This window comes from Pseudomonas sp. GW458-11-26-14-LB4, from assembly GCF_059423925.1.
Map to the genome: position 1 here is coordinate 88,873 of NZ_JBWKYU010000020.1, position 18,110 is coordinate 106,982.

General features: G+C 61.4%; 13 protein-coding genes and 1 pseudogene. 9 read left to right on the forward strand and 5 right to left on the reverse strand.

Annotated elements, in window-relative coordinates:
- Positions 1–43: 43 nt before the first annotated feature.
- Entirely contained in the window at positions 44–3,133 is a 3,090-nt protein-coding gene (locus AC07XZ_RS23210) for an efflux RND transporter permease subunit (RefSeq protein ID WP_102687727.1), read from the reverse strand.
- Positions 3,130–4,239 carry an efflux RND transporter periplasmic adaptor subunit gene (locus AC07XZ_RS23215; protein ID WP_102687728.1) on the reverse strand — a complete coding sequence of 370 codons (1,110 nt, stop codon included), beginning with the start codon at positions 4,237–4,239 and terminating at the stop codon, positions 3,130–3,132. Before AC07XZ_RS23215 ends, AC07XZ_RS23210 begins: the two co-directional genes overlap by 4 nt.
- A 190-nt stretch (positions 4,240–4,429) precedes the next feature.
- Between AC07XZ_RS23215 and AC07XZ_RS23220 the strand changes: the two are divergent.
- Positions 4,430–5,880, forward strand: a pseudogene (locus AC07XZ_RS23220) (efflux transporter outer membrane subunit).
- A gap of 25 nt (positions 5,881–5,905) precedes the next feature.
- On the opposite strand, the gene AC07XZ_RS23225 reads toward AC07XZ_RS23220, so the two are convergent.
- Entirely contained in the window at positions 5,906–6,526 is a 621-nt protein-coding gene (locus AC07XZ_RS23225) for a TetR/AcrR family transcriptional regulator (protein WP_102687729.1), read from the reverse strand.
- Between the two features lie 123 nt (positions 6,527–6,649).
- On the reverse strand, positions 6,650–7,246 hold the full coding sequence (locus tag AC07XZ_RS23230; protein ID WP_173892787.1) for a TetR/AcrR family transcriptional regulator: 597 nt from the start codon (positions 7,244–7,246) through the stop codon (positions 6,650–6,652).
- Between the two features lie 149 nt (positions 7,247–7,395).
- On the opposite strand from AC07XZ_RS23230, the gene AC07XZ_RS23235 reads away from it, so the two are divergent.
- The 4 genes from AC07XZ_RS23235 (at position 7,396) to AC07XZ_RS23250 (ending at position 11,342) form a co-directional block, all read left to right on the forward strand.
- The gene (locus tag AC07XZ_RS23235) at positions 7,396–8,496 is read left to right on the forward strand and encodes an alkene reductase (RefSeq protein ID WP_085747366.1); all 1,101 of its coding nucleotides are present in this window, start codon (positions 7,396–7,398) and stop codon (positions 8,494–8,496) included.
- A gap of 39 nt (positions 8,497–8,535) precedes the next feature.
- Positions 8,536–9,324, forward strand: coding sequence for an SDR family NAD(P)-dependent oxidoreductase (locus AC07XZ_RS23240; protein WP_085747367.1), 789 nt, complete (start codon positions 8,536–8,538; stop codon positions 9,322–9,324).
- Positions 9,325–9,406: 82 nt separating this feature from the next.
- A complete protein-coding gene (locus AC07XZ_RS23245) occupies positions 9,407–10,276 on the forward strand; it encodes an alpha/beta fold hydrolase (RefSeq protein ID WP_085747368.1) in 870 nt (289 codons plus the stop codon).
- A gap of 67 nt (positions 10,277–10,343) precedes the next feature.
- Complete coding sequence (locus tag AC07XZ_RS23250; protein WP_085747369.1) at positions 10,344–11,342, forward strand: NADP-dependent oxidoreductase; 999 nt, start codon at positions 10,344–10,346, stop codon at positions 11,340–11,342.
- Between the two features lie 188 nt (positions 11,343–11,530).
- On the opposite strand, the gene AC07XZ_RS23255 is transcribed toward AC07XZ_RS23250, so the two are convergent.
- On the reverse strand, positions 11,531–12,739 hold the full coding sequence (locus AC07XZ_RS23255) for an MFS transporter (protein WP_102687731.1): 1,209 nt from the start codon (positions 12,737–12,739) through the stop codon (positions 11,531–11,533).
- A gap of 229 nt (positions 12,740–12,968) precedes the next feature.
- On the opposite strand from AC07XZ_RS23255, the gene AC07XZ_RS23260 reads away from it, so the two are divergent.
- The 4 genes from AC07XZ_RS23260 (at position 12,969) to AC07XZ_RS23275 (ending at position 18,054) form a co-directional block, all read left to right on the forward strand.
- On the forward strand, positions 12,969–13,901 hold the full coding sequence (locus tag AC07XZ_RS23260; RefSeq protein WP_102687732.1) for an AraC family transcriptional regulator: 933 nt from the start codon (positions 12,969–12,971) through the stop codon (positions 13,899–13,901).
- A gap of 78 nt (positions 13,902–13,979) precedes the next feature.
- Positions 13,980–14,435: a (2Fe-2S)-binding protein gene (locus tag AC07XZ_RS23265; RefSeq protein WP_085611777.1), complete on the forward strand. Its 456-nt coding sequence runs from the start codon at positions 13,980–13,982 to the stop codon at positions 14,433–14,435.
- A complete protein-coding gene (locus AC07XZ_RS23270; protein ID WP_102687733.1) occupies positions 14,435–16,684 on the forward strand; it encodes a xanthine dehydrogenase family protein molybdopterin-binding subunit in 2,250 nt (749 codons plus the stop codon). Before AC07XZ_RS23265 ends, AC07XZ_RS23270 begins: the two co-directional genes overlap by 1 nt.
- Positions 16,685–16,701: 17 nt before the next feature.
- Positions 16,702–18,054, forward strand: a complete 1,353-nt coding sequence (locus AC07XZ_RS23275) for a c-type cytochrome (RefSeq protein ID WP_102687734.1) — start codon at positions 16,702–16,704, stop codon at positions 18,052–18,054.
- Positions 18,055–18,110 lie beyond the last annotated feature (56 nt).

Sequence of the window (18,110 nt, forward strand, 5' to 3'; positions counted from 1 at the left end):
GATCTGCCAGGTGAACCCAGGCCTCGATTTTCAGCACTGATGGCTACTCCGGTTTGACTGTTGCAGCCGGCGGCCTGGCGTCAGGACCGATTTTGAACCAGATCGAGTACATCGCGGGCAGGAACACCAGCGTCATTATGGTGCCGACGAGCGTGCCGCCAATCAGGGTATAGGCCAGCGTCCCCCAGAACACCGAGTGTGTCAGGGGAATAAACGCCAGGATCGCCGCCAGGGCCGTCAACAGGACCGGTCGCGCACGTTGCACCGTGGCTTCGACGACCGCGTGAAACGGATCCAGCCCTTCTTGCGCGTTGTGATGAATCTGGCCGATCAAAATCAGCGTATTGCGCATCAGGATCCCCGACAGTGCAATCAACCCGACCAGCGCATTGATGCCAAACGGCTGATTGAAGATGAGCAGTGTCGGCACCACGCCAATCAAGCCTAACGGCGAGGTCAGGAACACCATGATCATCGCCGAGATCGAACGGACCTGCACAATGAGGATGACCAGGGTCATGGCGATCATGATCGGCAACAACGGCAGGATCGCCTTGCCGGCCTTGCCGGACTCTTCAATCGCGCCCGCCTGCTCGATCCGGTAACCGGAAGGCAGCTTCTCGATGATCGGCTGCAGTTGCTTCAGCAGCGCACTGGAAACGTCCGGTGGCTGCAAGTCTTCGGCAATGTCGCCGCGCACGGTGATGGTCGGGGTGCGATCACGCCGGCGCAGGATCGGATCCTCCATGCGCACATCAACCTCGCCGATCTGCGACAACGGGACCCGCTGCCCCGACGCACCGACCAAGGTGAAACCTTCGATTTGCTGTGGATCGAGCCGGACATCGCCCGCTGCCCGCCCCATGACCTGTACTGAACGAATATCCTCGCGCACCGCCGTGATCGGTACTCCGCTGAGCAGGAACTGCAATTGCTGTGCAACCGCAGTCGATGTCAGCCCCACTGCCTGCAGACGATCCTGATCCAGGTTGAAATGCAACGACGGAGTCAGCGGCCCCCAATCGGTATTCACGGTTCTCATCATCGGGCTGTCCTGCATCACACCCCGCACCTGCTCGGCGATCACGCGCAACTTTGCCGGATCAGGCCCCATCACCCGGTAGGCCACCGGAAACGGTGAATAAGGACCAAATACGATTTGCGATGCCCTGAGGCGCGCTTCCGGGGCGAGCCCTTGAGCCACCGCGTCACGAAAACGCAATTTGAGGGTTTCCCGTGCTTCCTGACTGTCGGTCAGTACAACGATCTTGGCGAACGACGGATCGGGCAGTTCCGGTGCCATCGCCAGGAAGAAACGCGGTGCACCCTGGCCGATATAGGCCGTGACGATTTTTGCCTCATCCTGCTGGCGCAGCCAGGCTTCGACCTTGGCGGCCGTGGCGCTGGTCTGCTCGATGGAAGTGCCGTAGGGCATTTGCACTTCGATCATGACTTCAGGACGGTCAGAGGTCGGGAAGAACTGTTTCTTCACCAGGCCCATACCCGCAGCGGCCACAAAGAACAGCACAATGACCATGCCCGCGACCAGCCATTTGCGGGCAATGACCCGGGTCAGAACCCGGCGGAAGCGGTTGTATCGCGGCGTGTTGTAGATCGCCGCATGTCCACCCTCCACCGCCTTGATATCTGGCAACAGTTTCACGCCCAGATAAGGGGTGAACGCCACTGCCACGACCCACGAAGCGATGAGAGCGATGCCCACGACCCAGAACATGTTGCTGGTGTATTCGCCGGCCGTGGACTGAGCAAAACCGTTCGGCAAAAAACCGATCGCCGTCACCAGGGTTCCGGACAGCATCGGCGCCGCCGTATGGCTCCAGGCATAGGCAGAGGCCTTGATGCGATCGTAGCCCTCCTCCATTTTCACCAACATCATTTCAATGGCAATGATCGCGTCATCGACCAGCAGCCCGAGCGCCAGAATCAACGACCCCAGGGTAATACGGTCAAAGTTTTTGCCGGTGGCCGCCATCACCACAAACACGATCGCCAGGGTCAACGGCACCGCAGCGGCGACCACCACGCCAACGCGCCAGCCCATGCTCAGAAAGCAGACGAGCATGACCACCAGCAGCGCGACAAAGAACTTGACCATGAACTCGCCAACGGCGGAGTCGATATTCACCGCCTGGTCGGTGACTTTCGAGAGGGTCATACCCAAGGGCATTTCCTCGTTGATCCTGACGGTCTCGGCATCCAGCGCCTTGCCCAGATCAAGACCGTTCCAGCCCTCACGCATCACCACACCGAGCAACAGCGCCTCTTCGCCGTTATTGCGCACCAGGAAGGTAGCCGGGTCTTCATAACCGCGTGCGACAGTCGCCACATCAGACAGCTTGAGTGTCCGCCCTTGCACGACTACAGGGGTGTCACGGATTTTCTGCAGCTTGTCGAACGCACCATCGAGGCGCAGAAAAACCTGTGGCCCGCTGGTGTCGATTGATCCGGCCGGGGTCAGTGCGTTCTGACTGTTCAGCGCGGCGAAAATGTCCTGCGGTGACAAGCCCAAGGTCGCCAACCGGTCATGCGAGAAAGAAACAAATATCCGTTCGGCTTGTTCGCCGATGATGTTGACCTTCTTCACCCCCGGCACATGCAACAGGCGCTGGCGCATGGACTCCGCATCGCGGACCAGCAGACGCTGCGGCTCGCCCTTGGCTTTCAGGGCGAACAGCGCAAAGGTCACGTCCGAATACTCGTCGTTGACCATCGGCCCGATGACGCCCGCTGGCAACTTGATCGCTTCATCGTCGAGTTTTTTACGCGCCTGATAGAACTCTTCCTGCATTTGCGAGGGCGGCGTGCTATCGAGCAACGAGACCATCGTGAAAGCGAGCCCTGGCCGCGTATAGGTTTCGGAGCGGTCGTACCATTTGAGTTCTTGCAGGCGTTTTTCCAGTGGCTCCGCGACCTGATCCTGCATCTCCTGTGCGGTCGCCCCCGGCCACGCCGTGATGACGGTCAACTGCTTGACCGTAAACGGAGGATCTTCAGCACGCCCCAGCTGGAAGAATGCCAGGGTGCCGGTAACGGCGATCAGGAAAATCAGAAAGACCGTGATCGAACGCTCGCGAACGGCGATGGCAGAAAGGTTGAATCGTCCTTCGCTCATGGACGACTCCCGGCAACGGTCGCCGCATCAGGCACGGGCATTCTTACTGCTTCACCTTCGCGCAACAGGTGAGCGCCCAGCGCCACAATCTGTTCGCCAACCCGGAGATCGCCAGCGACTCGGGCCGAATCGTCGCTCAACCCCAGCACCTGAACCGGTCGCCAGGTCACGGTTGGCGGTGTCCCGGCGATGACCCACACGCCAGGACCTTGACCCGCGTCGTAAAGCGCAACGATGGGCACTTGCAACGATGCGGCGGGTGTCGAACCCTCGGCGATTCTGAGGGTGACTGTCGAACCTATCGGCGCATTGGCCAACGCGCCTTCCAGTACATAGCGCGCCTCGAACGTACGCGTCGTGCGGTCCGCCGAATCCGAAAGCAACCTCAGTTTCGCGGTAACAGCACCCGAGGCGTCGCCATAGAGCGTGGCTTGCGCGGTGGATCCTGCTGCGGGGCGCAACGTCTCGGGCAAGTGCACGATGGCCTCGCGCTGCCCTGCCCGCGCCAGCCGAACCACCGGTTGTCCGGGACTGACGACTTGTCCGGGTTCGGCGAGTGTTTCCACCACAACGCCGTCGGCATCGGCAACCAGCACCGCATAACCGGAAGCGTTGCGGGCAACGTCCGCCTGCGCTTCAGCGGCGCTGAGTTGCGCCTTGGCGGTATCTGCGGCGGCTTTGATCTGATCGTAGGCCGATGCGGAAATGGCGCCGGCGCTGACCAGAGTGCGATAGCGGGCTTCGTCATCGGCTGTCTGCCTGGCCCGGGCCCGTGCGGCGATGACCGACTCCTGCTGCGCGCGAGCCTGCAACCCCAGGTCGATGGGGTCGAGCCGCATCAGCGGCTGACCGCGTTTGACGCTCTGCCCCGTGTCAACCAGACGCTCGAGCACCTTGCCCGAAACGCGAAACCCCAGATCGCCCTGAATGCGCGCCGTCACCACTCCCGTGAAGGTGCGAGAACCGTCAGCCGCAGCCTGAACGGCGGTGAACCTGACCAGAGGCGCCTGTGTGCGCGGGTCTGCAACGGATGAGGAATCACCGCACGCCGCCAGGGCGAGTGGCAACAGGCATGCGGCAATGGGGGAAATTCGAAGCCGGCGCATAGGTTCACTTACTGAAATAGGATGATCATCATATTCTCATCTTTGTGACCAATATCGTCAACAGTCACATTAAATGAGGTATTCGACGCTCCAGTTTTATCGTTTATGCCGTGATTGCCTTTTCAAGCCTTAATTGACACGTTGTGACCATTGCGTAATATGGTCACGAAAATCTCGTTAAGGAACACCGATGCCTCCCCTGCGCCCGATTGCTCTTTTGGTTACCGCCAGCCTCATGGCAGGTTGTGCGGTGGGTCCGGTCCAGGCGCCCCGCTTTCAGATCATTACCTGGGGCAGTCTGCTGTCGAACCGCGATCCGGATCGACACCGGACAGCCATGCCGCCTGGTGGGAAAGCTTCAATGATCCGCTGCTGACCGACCTCATCGACCAGGCCTTGCAGCAGAATCTGGACCTGGCACAGGCATCAGCGCGCGTCACCCAGGCCAAGGCAGGACTGGGCGCCGCAAATGCAGCATTGCTGCCCTCGGCGAACATCAACGCACAGGCGGCACGCGCTTATCAGTCCGTCGAGACACCTCTGGGCCAGGTGTTGAATTCAACACCCGGCTATGACCGCTATGGCAATGCCTACGAGGCCAATCTCGAGGCGGGCTGGGAAGTCGATGTCTTTGGCGGACTGCGCCGCGGGCGTGAGGCGGCACTGGCTGAGTATCAGGCCTCAGCAGCCGGTTTCACGGCGACGAGGCTGGCAATCGCTGCGCAAACAGCCGATATCTACATCACCCTGCGCGGATTACAGGCGCGGCTGGACATCGCCACCCGGCAAGTCGACACCCGGCGCGCATTGCTGGAGAAGGTTCAGTTGCTTTACGGCAAAGGGCTGGCCGCGGAGTATCAGGTGCGCCAGGCCGAGGGTGAGTTGTCGCAAGTCCAGGCGACCGTTCCGGTACTGCAAAGCGGTCTGGAGGCAGCCATGAATGCGATGGACGTGCTGCTCGGCACGCCTCCCGGCACTCACCGCACGCAACTGGCACGTGAGGGCGAGATTCCCGATGTACCGTCGCTGACTACGCTGGCCACACCGGCAGATCTGCTGCGGCGCAGACCGGACCTGATCGTCGCCGAACGCCGTCTCGCGGCCTCCAACGCGCGTATCGGTGAAGCGATTGCCGAGTACTACCCGAAATTTTCCCTCAGCGCCTTGCTCGGCAGCGCGACTGCCGTCTCCGGCGGCAATCTTTTCACCAGCGGCGCGAGCCAATCGAGCGCTGTCCTGGATCTGCGCTGGAGGCTATTCGACTTCGGACGCATCAACGCCCGGATCGATCAGGCCAAAGGCCAGGAATCTGAAGCATTGGCCGCCTATCGCCAGTCGGTACTGCGCGCCACCGAAGATGTAGAGAACGCGCTGTCTTCACTGGTGAATCGGCAAACTCAGACCACCACCCTTACCGGCGGCGAAGCCGCGCTGACTCAAGCTCGCCAGTCCTCGTTCACCGCCTATGAAAAAGGCACCGCCAGCCTGATCGATGTCCTGCACGCCGACGAAACACTGTTGCAGGCCTCCGACGCCAGAGCGCAAGCGCGGACCGAATCGGCCCGTGCGGCGGTAGCGGTGTTCAAGTCGCTGGGCGGGGGCTGGCAACCCACTGAATCACAACCTGTAGCGGCACGCTGAGCAGCACCACCAGATCGCTTTCAGGTCAGGGCATCAGGCTGCGCAGAATGAGGTTGGAGGTCAGCGTGGGCGCTACCTCGATAAAATCCAGATTGTGCTGCAGCAGCAACGGGTTTACGAAGGGGCGCAAGGCCAGATGAATCGCTTCGACGGTCTCGTCCAGCGGGGTCTTGCGCTCGAACTCTCCGAGCTCTCGCCCTTCACGCACGATGTCGAAGATAAAGCGCTTGATCTGCTCCTCATACACCTGAGCACTTGGCCAACGCTCCGCTGCGGAGAATGCCGCGATGTCGTAAAGCTTGCGATCATTGAAGAACAGGTCCACACCCGTGGCAATCACGGTCTTCACCAGCCGGCGGAAACGCTCGGTCGGCGAAATCCCCTCTGCGTTAACAGCCTGTTCGACCGCTGCAACCATTTGCCCCAGACAATTCGAGCAGATCGCTTCGCCGATCGCCTGCTTGGAATCAAAGAACTTATAGATGTACGCCTTGGAAAAACCGATGGCCCTGGCCAGATCGGACACCGTGGTTTTGCCATAGCCGTATTGGCTGAAGTGTTCATTGGCTGCCGCGACAATCTGATCACGAATCTCGTGATCGACTGGGCCACGTGGGCCGGGCGAAGATAGGGATGGCTGATTCATGGGCGTAGCTTACTCACCCTGTCGAGGTCTTACAAATCGTGACCAATAGAGTACATATTCACGAAAAACGGCTGTCTGAAATGGGCTGACGTTCAAGTCATCGAACAGGGTGGATCGGCCCTTCTACGGCGTTTCCACTTCATCGACCGGCAACACCGGCAATGAAGCAAACATTTCGGCACGGCATACCTCAAGGATTTCATCCGCCAAGGCGGAATCATCCGGACAGGCGCGTGACAAGACAATTGCGCCGACCGCACGCGACAGCAAGTCGATCATTTTCCTTCTCCCCTCACCCTCCGCGGCATCCGGCCCTGTCGGATATTTTCCCCCCAGAGTTTGCAGGGTGCGTTCAATGCCTTCGGCAAACGTGGCTTTCACATCGTCCGACTGACGCGCCGCGTCGCCACACAGTGCGGCCATCGTGCAACCGCTGCCGCGTCCGTCGCGATGTTCTCGATTCACGTAGACGTTGATGAAACCGGGCACGTCGAGCGCCTGGGCGCCGGTCAACGATTTGCCAAGACTGCAGGCCGAGGCTTCGGCCATCAGGTCAGCCTTCGAGCCGAAGTGCTTGTAGAAGCCTCCATGGGTGAAACCGGCAGCCGCCATGAGATCCGCCACACCGACGCCGTCAAAGCCACGCTCACGGAACAGCTCTGAGGCCGTCTCAACGATGTGTTCTCGATTGGCCTGCGCCTGGGCCTTGGTCACTCTCACGTGCAATACCTCGCGTTTAGCGGTAATTCCTGCGTCCGATGATACATAGATGTCGGCCATAATCAAAACCGTTGACAGTTTAGATTTCGATCATCATCCTAATTTCACACCCCACCGATCTCCATCAACGGGCACGGAAGATTCATCAGATGACCAAACAGACTCTGTTCACCCCTTACACGCTAGGCAGTCTCACGTTGTCGAACCGCGTTGTTCTCGCACCGCTGACACGCAACCGCGCAGGCCAGGGCTTTGTCCCCAGCGAATTCGCGGCCGTCTATTACAGCCAGCGCGCCAGCGCCGGTTTGCTGATCAGCGAAGCGACGCAGATTTCCCGACAGGGCCAGGGTTATCAGGACACCCCCGGGATCTACACCCAGGCACAGATTGACGGTTGGCGCACAGTCACTGATGCCGTCCACGCCAAGGGCGGAAAAATCTTCCTGCAGCTGTGGCATGTCGGCCGCGTCTCACACGTTGACCTGCAAGAAAACGGCGCCGCACCGGTGGCCCCTTCTGCGCTGCGTGCCGCGACCAAAGTGTTCGTCAACAACCGCTTTGAAGACGTCTCGGAACCCCGCGCGCTGGAACTCGACGAACTGCCGGGGATCGTCTCCGATTTCCGCCAGGCCGCGGCCAACGCGGTCGCTGCCGGGTTCGACGGCGTGGAGATTCACGGTGCAAACGGCTATTTGCTGGATCAATTCCTCAAGGACAACGCCAATCTGCGCACCGACGCTTACGGCGGTTCGATTGAAAACCGTGCGCGTCTGTTGCTCGAAGTGACGGCGGCGGTCGTCAATGAGATCGGCGCAGATCGCACCGGTGTGCGTCTGTCTCCCGTGTCGCCGGCCAACGGCGTGGCCAGCAGCGATCCGCAGGCGCAATTCAATTACGTCGTCGAGCAACTCGATGCCCTCGGCGTGGTTTACCTGCACGTGGTCGAGGGCGCGACCGGCGGCCCGCGCGACGTGGCGCCCTTCAATTTCGACGCCCTGCGCCAGCGCTTCAAAAACACCTATATCGCCAACAACGGCTATGACCTGGACCTGGCGACTGCGCGGCTGGCCGAAGACCAGGCCGATCTGATTGCCTTCGGTCGCCCGTTCATTGCCAACCCGGATCTGGTGGAGCGCCTCAAGCAGGGTGCGCCGCTGTCCGCGTTCAATCCCGCCACCCTCTACGGCGGCGACGCGGCGGGCTACATCGACTACCCGACGCTGGCTGAATCGAGCGTCAGCGCAAGCTGAGCGCGTTCCGTTTCTCACCTCCTGAAAGAGAGATACCCCATGAGCACTCGCCCTACTGTTCTCATCACTGGCGCCTCCACCGGCATTGGCGCCGTCTATGCCGAACGCTTCGCCAAACGTGGTCACGATCTGGTACTGGTCGCCCGCGATCAGGCTCGCCTGGACGCACTGGCAGCGCGCTTGCGCAGCGAGCACGACGTCGCCGTCGATGTTATCCCGGCGGACCTGACCCAACTCGCCGATCTGACCACCGTTGAAAGCCGCCTGCGCGACGACGCCCGCATCGGCATTCTCGTCAATAACGCCGGCGCCGCGCTGTCCGGCCACTTCGTCGACCAAAGCACCGACAGCGTCGCGCAACTGGTTGCCCTCAACACCACGGCGCTGGTGCGGCTCGCCAGCGCCATCGCCCCACGCCTGGCCAAGGCCGGCGACGGCGCAATCATCAACATCGGTTCGGTGGTGGGCCTGGCGCCGGAGTTCGGCATGAGCGTCTACGGTGCGACCAAGGCCTTCGTGCTGTTCCTGTCCCAGGGCCTGAGCCTGGAACTGTCGCCGCAGGGCGTCTATGTGCAAGCCGTGCTACCCGCCGCCACTCGCACGGAAATCTGGGATCGCTCCGGCGTCGACATCAACACCCTGAGCGAAATCATGGAAGTGGGTGATCTGGTGGATGCTGCACTGGTCGGTTTTGATCGTCGCGAACCTGTGACCATCCCGCCGCTGCACGAAGCCGAGCGCTGGGATGAACTGCAGGGCGCACGTCAGGGCCTGCTGGGGCAAATCCGTCAGTCTGCGGTTGCCCAGCGCTATCAGACGCCACAGTGATTTTTTGCTAGCGAGCATTCGCGCCGGATTCGATGCAGGCACAGGGCATTGCATCGAATCCTGCTGGCTTGCCGGAGTGACAATGAGTTCAATACAGACAAATTCCCGCTCGGGTTCGCCGACGTCATTCATCGACGCGGCGAACCAGTCAATCACGGTCAACGGCATTCCCTTCGCCTACCGCGACACCGGGCCCGCAACCGGCGTGCCCCTCGTGCTGTTCAATCATTGGGGCGCGGTGCTGGACAACTTCGACCCCGCGATCATCGATGGCCTGGCGCAAACCAGACGCGTCATCACCACCGACTATCGCGGCATCGGCAACTCGGGCGGCACCGCGCCACTGACGGTGGGTGAAATGGCCGACGATGCCATCCAGCTGATCAGGGCGCTGGGGCTGAAAACCGTGGATGTGCTCGGTTTCTCCCTCGGAGGTTTCGTCGCTCAGGACATTGCCCTCAAGGCGCCTGACTTGTTACGCCGGTTGATTCTGACCGGTACTGGACCGGCGGGCGGCACCGGCATCGACAAGGTCGGCACAGTGTCATGGCCATTGATCCTCAAAGGCTTGCTGACCCTGCGCGATCCCAAGTTCTACCTTTTCTTCACCTCGTCGGCCAATGGACGACGGTCTGCCTCGCAGTATTTGAGACGTCTCAAGGCACGCAAGAACAATCGCGACAAGGGCCCGACTCCACGCGCCTTCCTGCGGCAATTGAAAGCCATCACGGCGTGGGGCAGACAACCGCGGCAAGCGCTCGGACGCTTGCGCACACCGACACTGGTCGTCAACGGCGACAACGACATCATGGTGCCCAGCGTTAACTCGTTTGAACTGGCCAGGCTTATCCCCGACGCACAGTTGGTAATTTATGAGGATGCTGGGCATGGCGGGATTTTCCAGCATCACGCCGACTTTGTGGCCAAGGCGCAGGCGTTTCTCGATGCTTGATCACGTCACGCAGCAACACCGCAACCCACCGACTCCCCTCCGTACAACCAGCAAGAGCCGCACCACGATGAAAGCATTTCTGATTGATGGCTATGGCAAGAACCCCGGACGCATTGGCGAAGCACCCGCCCCTGCAGTCGGTGCCCACGACATCTTGATCGAGGTCCATGCGAGCAGTGTCAACGTGCTGGATTCGAAGATCAGCAAAGGCGAGTTCAAGCTGATCCTGCCCTACGCCTTTCCGTTGATATTGGGCAATGACCTGGCGGGTGTCGTGGTTGAAGTCGGCCCGCAGGTGACACGCTTCAAACCGGGAGACGAGGTATACGCTCGCCCGCCCGAAGCGCGGATCGGGACGTTCGCCCAATTGATCGCCGTGAACGAAAACGCGGTTGCCCTGAAACCCGCCAATACCGACATGGCGCAAGCCGCATCCCTGCCCTTGGTTGCACTGACCGCCTGGCAAGTACTGGTTGAAACCGCCCGGCTGCAAAAGGGCCAGAAAGTGCTGATTCACGCGGGTTCCGGCGGCGTCGGCAGCATTGCCATTCAGCTTGCCAAACACCTCGGTGCGTTTGTCGCCACAACCACCAGTACCGCCAATGTCGAATGGGTCAAGGCGCTGGGGGCCGATCTGGTGATCGACTACACACAGCAGAACTTCGAAAATGTGCTGCAAGACTACGACGTGGTGCTTAACAGCCTCGGCGCCGACGTGCTGGAGAAGTCACTCAAGGTCCTCAAGCCCGGCGGCCAACTCATTTCCATCTCGGGCCCACCCACTGTGCAGTTCGCGAGGGAGCAAGGATTGTCCTGGCCATTGCAGCAAGTCATGCGCCTGCTGAGCCTTGGCATTCGTCGCAAAGCGCGCAAGCAGGACGTCAGCTATGCGTTCGTGTTCATGCGGGCCAATGGCGCTCAACTGCAACGCATCACCGCGCTCGTTGAGGACGGAATCATCAAACCTGTGGTTGATCGCTCCTTCCCCTTTGAATCAACGGCCGAGGCATTGAAGTACGTTGAGCGGGGACGCGCCAAGGGCAAGGTCGTTGTTGCGCTCAAATGACCACGCCGCCTGTTCCTGAATCGAACGTAGACACTGCACACCCTTTACTGCTGGAGCGGCCCTCAGCCGAAGTGATTTCGCCAGAGGAGCAGCAAGCGCTTCAACCGGATGATGTGCAGGTTCAACCGCCCGTTATCGTTTGGCGCAGTTTGATGCTTGAGCCATAAGGAAGGTTGCAGGTGATCTCGTCAGGCTGTCGCGCTCGACTCGACAAGATGAATTTGCGTGGCATTGCGTCCGGCCAGCCAGGCCAGCACGGAAGCGGCGACCAGGACAGCGGCGCTAAGCTCGAAGGTGGCTTTGTAACCGCTCAAATCAAAGGCCAGACCGCCAATGATTGCGCCGCCGGCGATCGCCAGTTGGACGATGGCTACCAGCAAGCCGCCTCCGGCTTCCGCATCATCCGGGAGCGTCTGCGCCAGCCACGTCCACCAGCCAACCGGCGCGGCCGTGGCGACCAGCCCCCAGATTCCGAGCAACACGGCGGTCAGCACCGGCGATTTGCCGAAGCTGACCAACGCCAGCGCGATCACCGCCATGATCAGTGGAATGGCGGTCAACGTGCGGTAGAGGCCAAGGCCCATAAACCGCTCGATCAGAAAGGTGCCGATAAAACCTGCCAGTCCCAGCCCCAGCAGCATGAAGGAAAAGGTTGAGACACTGACGCCAGTCACGCCTTCAAGAAAGGGCCGTAGATAGGTGAACAGCATGAACTGCCCCATGAAAAAGACACTCACGGCGACCATGCCCAAAGCCACTGGCAATTGCTTCATCAGACGCAGAACGTTGCCGCTACCGGCCTGGCGTTCGGCCTTGAAGGACGGCAGGCTGATCAGCAGCCACACTGCGGCAAGCACCGCGACCGGAACCACACAGAAGAATGCACCGCGCCAGCCGATCAACGAGCCGAGGAAGCTGCCGGCCGGAGCGGCGATAACCGTGGCCAAGGCGTTGCCGCCATTGACGATGGCCAGCGCACGGGAAACCTGTTCAGGCTTCACCAGGCGCATGGCGGTCGCCGCCGACAGCGACCAGAAACCACCAATCGCAATCCCGATCAACGCACGTCCGAACATGAAGGACGGGTAGCCCGGGGCGAGTGCGACGACCGTTCCGGAGACGATCATCAGCAAGGTCAGGCCCAGCAGAAGCTGCTTGCGTTCGATGCGAGCGGCGACCGAGGCAATCAACAGACTGGTGATCAATGCAAAGGCACCGGACACGGAAATCCCCTGCCCGGCCTGACCTTCGGTGATGTGCAGGTCTGCCGCAATCGGCGTCAGCAGGCTGACGGGCATGAACTCTGAAGCGACCAGGGCGAATGCGGCCAACGACATGGCCAGCACGGCGCTCCAGCCGCCCGTTCTTTCAGAAGGTTTTGTAGAAGGTAACGTCATGAAAACTACCTGTGGTGCGAAAAAACGTAGGGGGGTGATGCGCAGGGGCAAGCGGTTTGTCGCCCATCCGGGCACCACCCCTGTAACAGATAGACACATTCTCCCGGTCAATCCGGTGCTTCCCTAGCGCATTCCTCTTGAATGCTTGCCTGATCCTCTGGCGATGCAGGGTGATGGATAGGAAACGTCTCGCGCGCGCATTAGAGTCCGGTCAAAGGAGTGAGCCCACATGATCCCGACCCCTCTGCCCCAGGAATCACCTTTGGCACGGCACATCGACCCGCGTGTGAAAGCACCGGGTGACTTCGCCACGTCGATACCCGGGCTGTCGCTGTTTCGTCGCGACCAGCCGGCGCCCCCCGTTGTTTGCATGATCGAACCCAGCCTGATTCTCGTGGGTCGCGGCGAAAAGCGCTTGTGGGTCGGTGGTGAGGGCTACAGCTATGACCCGTCGCGGTTTCTGGTCACTTCACTGGATCTGCCCGCCAACTCCGAAGTGATGCTCGCCAGTCCTGAACAGCCCTGTGTCGGCCTCGTACTGAAACTGGATGTCAGCATGCTTGCCGAGGTCATCACCAAGAGCGGCTTGCCCGCGAAACGCCAGCCTTCAACGGGTACGGGCGCTTCGATTGGCAGCCTGTCGTCAGCTTTGGAGGACGCGCTCGATCGCTTGCTGGCGTTGCTCGATGAACCCGAGGCGATCCCGGTCCTGGCGCCGCTGATCCTGCGAGAAATCCACTATCGGCTGCTCCATACCGACCAAGGCCCACGGCTGCGGCAGATCACTGCCGTCGACGGTCAGGGTTATCGCATCGCCAAGGCGATTGATTGGCTGAAGGTCAACTACACCGATGCCCTGCGCATCGACGATCTGGCCGCGCGAGTGCAGATGAGTGCGCCGACCTTTCACCATCATTTCCGCCAGCTCACCGGCATGAGTCCGCTGCAGTACCAGAAATGGCTGCGGCTCAACGAAGCCCGGCGGCTGATGCTGGTCGAGCGCCTGGACGTGTCGCGGGCGGCGTTTGCGGTCGGCTATGAAAGCCCTTCGCAATTCAGCCGCGAATACGGCCGCCTGTTCGGTACCGCACCGAGCCGCGACATGGCCCTTTTGCGCGGGCAGCCCTTCGAGGCAGAAGCGCTCGGCACAGTCGCGAATTGAACGAAAACCGGTGATGCGCCTCGCCGCGTGTCACCGCTCATAACAATGCACGTCAACCGATGATCAAGCGGGTGAACCATGGAACTACGAATCAACCAGAAGACCTATCAGGTCGATGCCGACGCCGATACGCCCCTGCTGTGGGTGATCCGCGATGATCTGGGCATGACCGGCACCAAGTACGGCTGCGGACTGGCGCAATGCGGCGCCTGCTCGGTGCTGGTGGACGGCAACGTCGTGCGCTCGTGCGTCACGCCGGTGGCGGGTGTGGTTGGTCGCGAGGTCACCACCATTGAAGCCATCGAAACCGACGACGTGGGCAAACGAGTCGTCTCGACCTGGGTCGATCTGCAGGTCGCCCAGTGCGGCTACTGCCAGTCCGGGCAGGTGATGGCTGCCACCGCGCTGCTCAAGCAGAACCCCAAACCGAGTGATGCGCAGATCGAGGCGGCGATGGTCAATCTGTGCCGCTGCGGTACTTACAACGCCATTCATGCCGCCGTGCATGAACTTGCCGGCAAGGGGGACGCGTGATGAACGTTCGTATCGACCCTTCACAACACGCTTCACTACTGGATCTGCACGAACCGATCAATGTGTCGCGCAGACGCTTCCTGACCGGTACCGCCGTCGGCGCGCTGGTGCTCGGCTTCGGTCTCCCACTCGGTTCGACACGCGTGCAAGCTGCAGCGGCGACGACGGCCGAGCGTGGCACGCAGGTCCCGGCGTTTCTCGAGATCCGTCCGGACAACCGCGTGCGTCTGCTCTGCCCGTTCATGGAAGGCGGACAAGGGACGTTCACCGCCATGGCGCAGATCGTCGGTGAAGAACTGGATGCCGATCCGGCGACCTTCCTGGTCGAAGCCGCCCCGCCCGGCGAGGCCTACGTAGTCATGGAGAACGGCATGCGCATCACCGGCGGCAGTATGTCGGTGCGCATGAGTTACCCGGTCATGCGTCGCCTCGGCGCCCTTGCCCGCGCCATGCTGTTGCAGGCCGGCGCGCAGCAACTGGGCGTGCCGGTGAGCGAGTTGAGCACCGAGCCTGGCAAGGTGGTCCATGCGAAGTCGGGCCGCTCGCTGGCCTACGGTGAACTGGCCGAGCGCGCGATGGATCTGCCGGTACCCGATCCGGCCTCGGTGAAGCTGCGTGATCCGAGCCAGTTCCGCTGGATCGGCAAACCGGTGAAGCGTCTCGACGCTTACGACAAATCCACGGGCAAGGCGCTGTACAGCATCGATCTGAAAGTCGACGACATGCTGCATGCCGCCGTTCAACATGCCCCGCGCCTGGGGATGACCGTGGGCAACCTGCGCAACGAAGATCAGGTCAAGGCGATGAAAGGCGTGCATTCCGTGCATCGTCTGCCGGGTGCCGTGGCGGTGGTTGCCGAGCGCTGGTGGCACGCCAAACGTGCCGTCGAGGCGATCCAGGTGGACTGGCAAGAGCCGACGGCCGACAGCAAAGTGCGGCCGATGCCCGCCGACTTTTCCAGCGATGCCTGGTTCAAGCGCCTCGCCGAAGACAAGGGCCCGGCCAAAGATGATGAAAACGAAGGCGACGTGGCTGCGATGCTCAAGGGAAGCAAAACCCTGATCGATGCCACTTACCACAACCAGTATTTGAACCACGGCCAACTGGAGCCTCCGTCGGCATTGGCCCGATTCAATCCGGACGGTTCGCTGGAAGTCTGGCTGCCGAATCAGGCGCCGGACATGTTCCGTGCCGACATCGCCAAGCGTACGGGCCTCGATCTTTCGCGCATCACCTTGCATTCGCCACTGCTGGGTGGGTTCTTCGGCCGGCATTTCCTCTATGACTCGGCCAGTCCGTATCCGCAGGCGATTGCGCTGTCCAAGGCAGTTGGCCGTCCGGTCAAGCTGATCTGGAGCCGCGAAGAAGAGTTCCTGCGTGACGTGCTCCGCCCGGTTGCCGCGGTGAATTTCCGGGCGGCACTGGACAACGACGGCTGGCCGCTGGCAATCGAAGCGATCAGTGCCACCGAAGGCCCGACCGAAGCCCTCGCCGGCAAGCAAGGTGAAAAGCTCGATCCGACCGCGCTTGAAGGCTTGTCGGGCAAGTCCTATGCGATCCCCAACAAGCGCATCGCGCAGATTTACGTCAAAGGCCCGGCGATGCTTGGCTACTGGCGCTCGGTGGGCAATTCCCTCAACGACTTCTTCTATGAATCGTTCCTCGATGAACTGGCCGACAAGGGCGGCAAAGACCCGTTCGACCTGCGCCTGCATTTGCTGCGTGACAACCAACGGCTGACCACACTGCTGCAAGCCGTGGGTGAACTGTCGGGCGGCTGGAAACGTGGGCCGTTTACCGCCGAGGATGGCAGCAAACGTGCACGCGGCGTGGCCATGGCTTCGCCGTTTGGTACGGAGACGGCGGTGATCGCCGAGGTGTCCATCGAGAACGGCCAGGTCAAGGTGCATGACATCTGGCAAGCGATTGATCCGGGCAGCATCGTCAACCCGGCGATTGTCGAGGCTCAGGTGAACGGCGCCGTGGCGTTGGGACTATCGCAGACGCTGGTGGAAGAAGCCGTGTGGATTGATGGCAAACCCCGGGCGCGCAACTACGACTTGTATCCGATCCTGCCGCCTGCGCGGATGGCACGGGTCCATGTGCGCGTGGTCGAGAGCGGGGAAAAAATGGGTGGCATCGGTGAGCCGCCGTTGCCTGCCGTCGCGCCTGCTGTCGCCAATGCGGTGGCAGCGCTGACCGGTCAGCGGGTGCGCAGCCTGCCCATGAGCCGACACACTTTCACTTGATCAGCGCCGGAGCGTTCATGAATAACAGCCGATTCGCAAGAACCGCTGGCTGGCTGGCGGTGCCGTGCCTGCTCGCGGCAGGCCTTCTGGCCTGGTACGTCACCCGCGAGCCAGTCTCGCGCCTGGAGAACCATCAGATCGCCGTGGCCGACATCGACCCGGCGCTGGTCGCCCGTGGCGAATACGTCGCCAGGCTCAGCGATTGCGTAGCCTGTCACAGCGTGCCGGGCGGTGCGCCATTCGCCGGTGGGCTGGAAATGGCCACGCCGCTGGGCGCGATCCATGCGACCAATATCACCCCGGACACGGAAACCGGCATCGGCCACTACAGCCTGGCGGACTTCGACCGTGCCGTTCGCCACGGCGTGGCGCCCGACAGTCGCCGTCTGTACCCGGCGATGCCCTACCCGTCCTACGCCAAGCTCAGTGATGAAGACGTACGAGCGCTGTATGCGTTTTTCATGAAAGGCGTAGCGCCGGTCAAACAGGCGAACATCCCCAGTGCGATTCCGTTTCCGCTGAACCTGCGTTGGCCGATTGCGCTGTGGAACGGTGTATTTGTTGACGCCGAACCTTATGTGTCCAAACCGACGCAGGATGAACGATGGAACCGCGGCGCTTATCTCGTGCAGGGCGCCGGGCACTGCGGCAGTTGCCACACGCCGCGCAGCCTGGCGTTCAACGAGAAGGCACTGGATGAGTCCGGCGAGCCATACCTCGCCGGCGCCCTGCTCGATGGCTGGTACGCCCCGAGCCTGCGTGATGATCACAACACCGGGCTGGGCCGCTGGAGCGAGCAAGAGATCGTGCAGTTCCTCAAGACCGGTCGCAACCAGCACGCGGTGGTCTACGGCTCGATGACCGAGGCGTTCAACAACTCCACGCAGTTCATGAGCGATGACGATTTGACGGCCATTGCCCACTACCTGAAGTCGCTCCCCGGTGATCGCGAACGCGATGGTGCACCTTGGCAGTATCAAGCGGTTTCGGCAGCGCCACGTCTGGACTCGCCCGGTGCGCAGACCTACGTGACGCGCTGTGCGTCGTGCCACGGTCTGGACGGCAAGGGTCAATCGCAATGGATGCCGCCGCTGGCGGGTGCCACCTCGGCATTGGCCAAGGAAAGTGCCTCGGCAATCAACATCACTCTGAATGGTTCGCAACGAGTGGTGGCGGCCGGCGTACCGGATGCCTATCGCATGCCGGCCTTCCGTGAGCAGCTGTCGGATCAGCAGATCGCCGAGGTGCTGACTTTTATGCGCAGCACCTGGGGCAATCACGGCAACGCTGTGGATGCGAACACGGTTGGCAAACTGCGTGAGCACACCGATCCGGCCAGCAGCAGTCCGATCATCCTGCAGATGCGTTAAGACGAAATGGACGCGGTCGGGTTCGAAGCCAAGGGCAGTACGACAGAGACGATCCT

Coding starts and splice junctions, on each gene's coding strand:
- AC07XZ_RS23210 (WP_102687727.1), bottom strand. CDS start 3,133: ATGAGCGAAGGACGATTCAACCTTTCTGCCATCGCCGTTCGCGAGCGT.
- AC07XZ_RS23215 (WP_102687728.1), bottom strand. CDS start 4,239: ATGCGCCGGCTTCGAATTTCCCCCATTGCCGCATGCCTGTTGCCACTC.
- AC07XZ_RS23225 (WP_102687729.1), bottom strand. CDS start 6,526: ATGAATCAGCCATCCCTATCTTCGCCCGGCCCACGTGGCCCAGTCGAT.
- AC07XZ_RS23235 (WP_085747366.1), top strand. CDS start 7,396: ATGACCAAACAGACTCTGTTCACCCCTTACACGCTAGGCAGTCTCACG.
- AC07XZ_RS23240 (WP_085747367.1), top strand. CDS start 8,536: ATGAGCACTCGCCCTACTGTTCTCATCACTGGCGCCTCCACCGGCATT.
- AC07XZ_RS23245 (WP_085747368.1), top strand. CDS start 9,407: ATGAGTTCAATACAGACAAATTCCCGCTCGGGTTCGCCGACGTCATTC.
- AC07XZ_RS23250 (WP_085747369.1), top strand. CDS start 10,344: ATGAAAGCATTTCTGATTGATGGCTATGGCAAGAACCCCGGACGCATT.
- AC07XZ_RS23255 (WP_102687731.1), bottom strand. CDS start 12,739: ATGACGTTACCTTCTACAAAACCTTCTGAAAGAACGGGCGGCTGGAGC.
- AC07XZ_RS23260 (WP_102687732.1), top strand. CDS start 12,969: ATGATCCCGACCCCTCTGCCCCAGGAATCACCTTTGGCACGGCACATC.
- AC07XZ_RS23265 (WP_085611777.1), top strand. CDS start 13,980: ATGGAACTACGAATCAACCAGAAGACCTATCAGGTCGATGCCGACGCC.
- AC07XZ_RS23270 (WP_102687733.1), top strand. CDS start 14,435: ATGAACGTTCGTATCGACCCTTCACAACACGCTTCACTACTGGATCTG.
- AC07XZ_RS23275 (WP_102687734.1), top strand. CDS start 16,702: ATGAATAACAGCCGATTCGCAAGAACCGCTGGCTGGCTGGCGGTGCCG.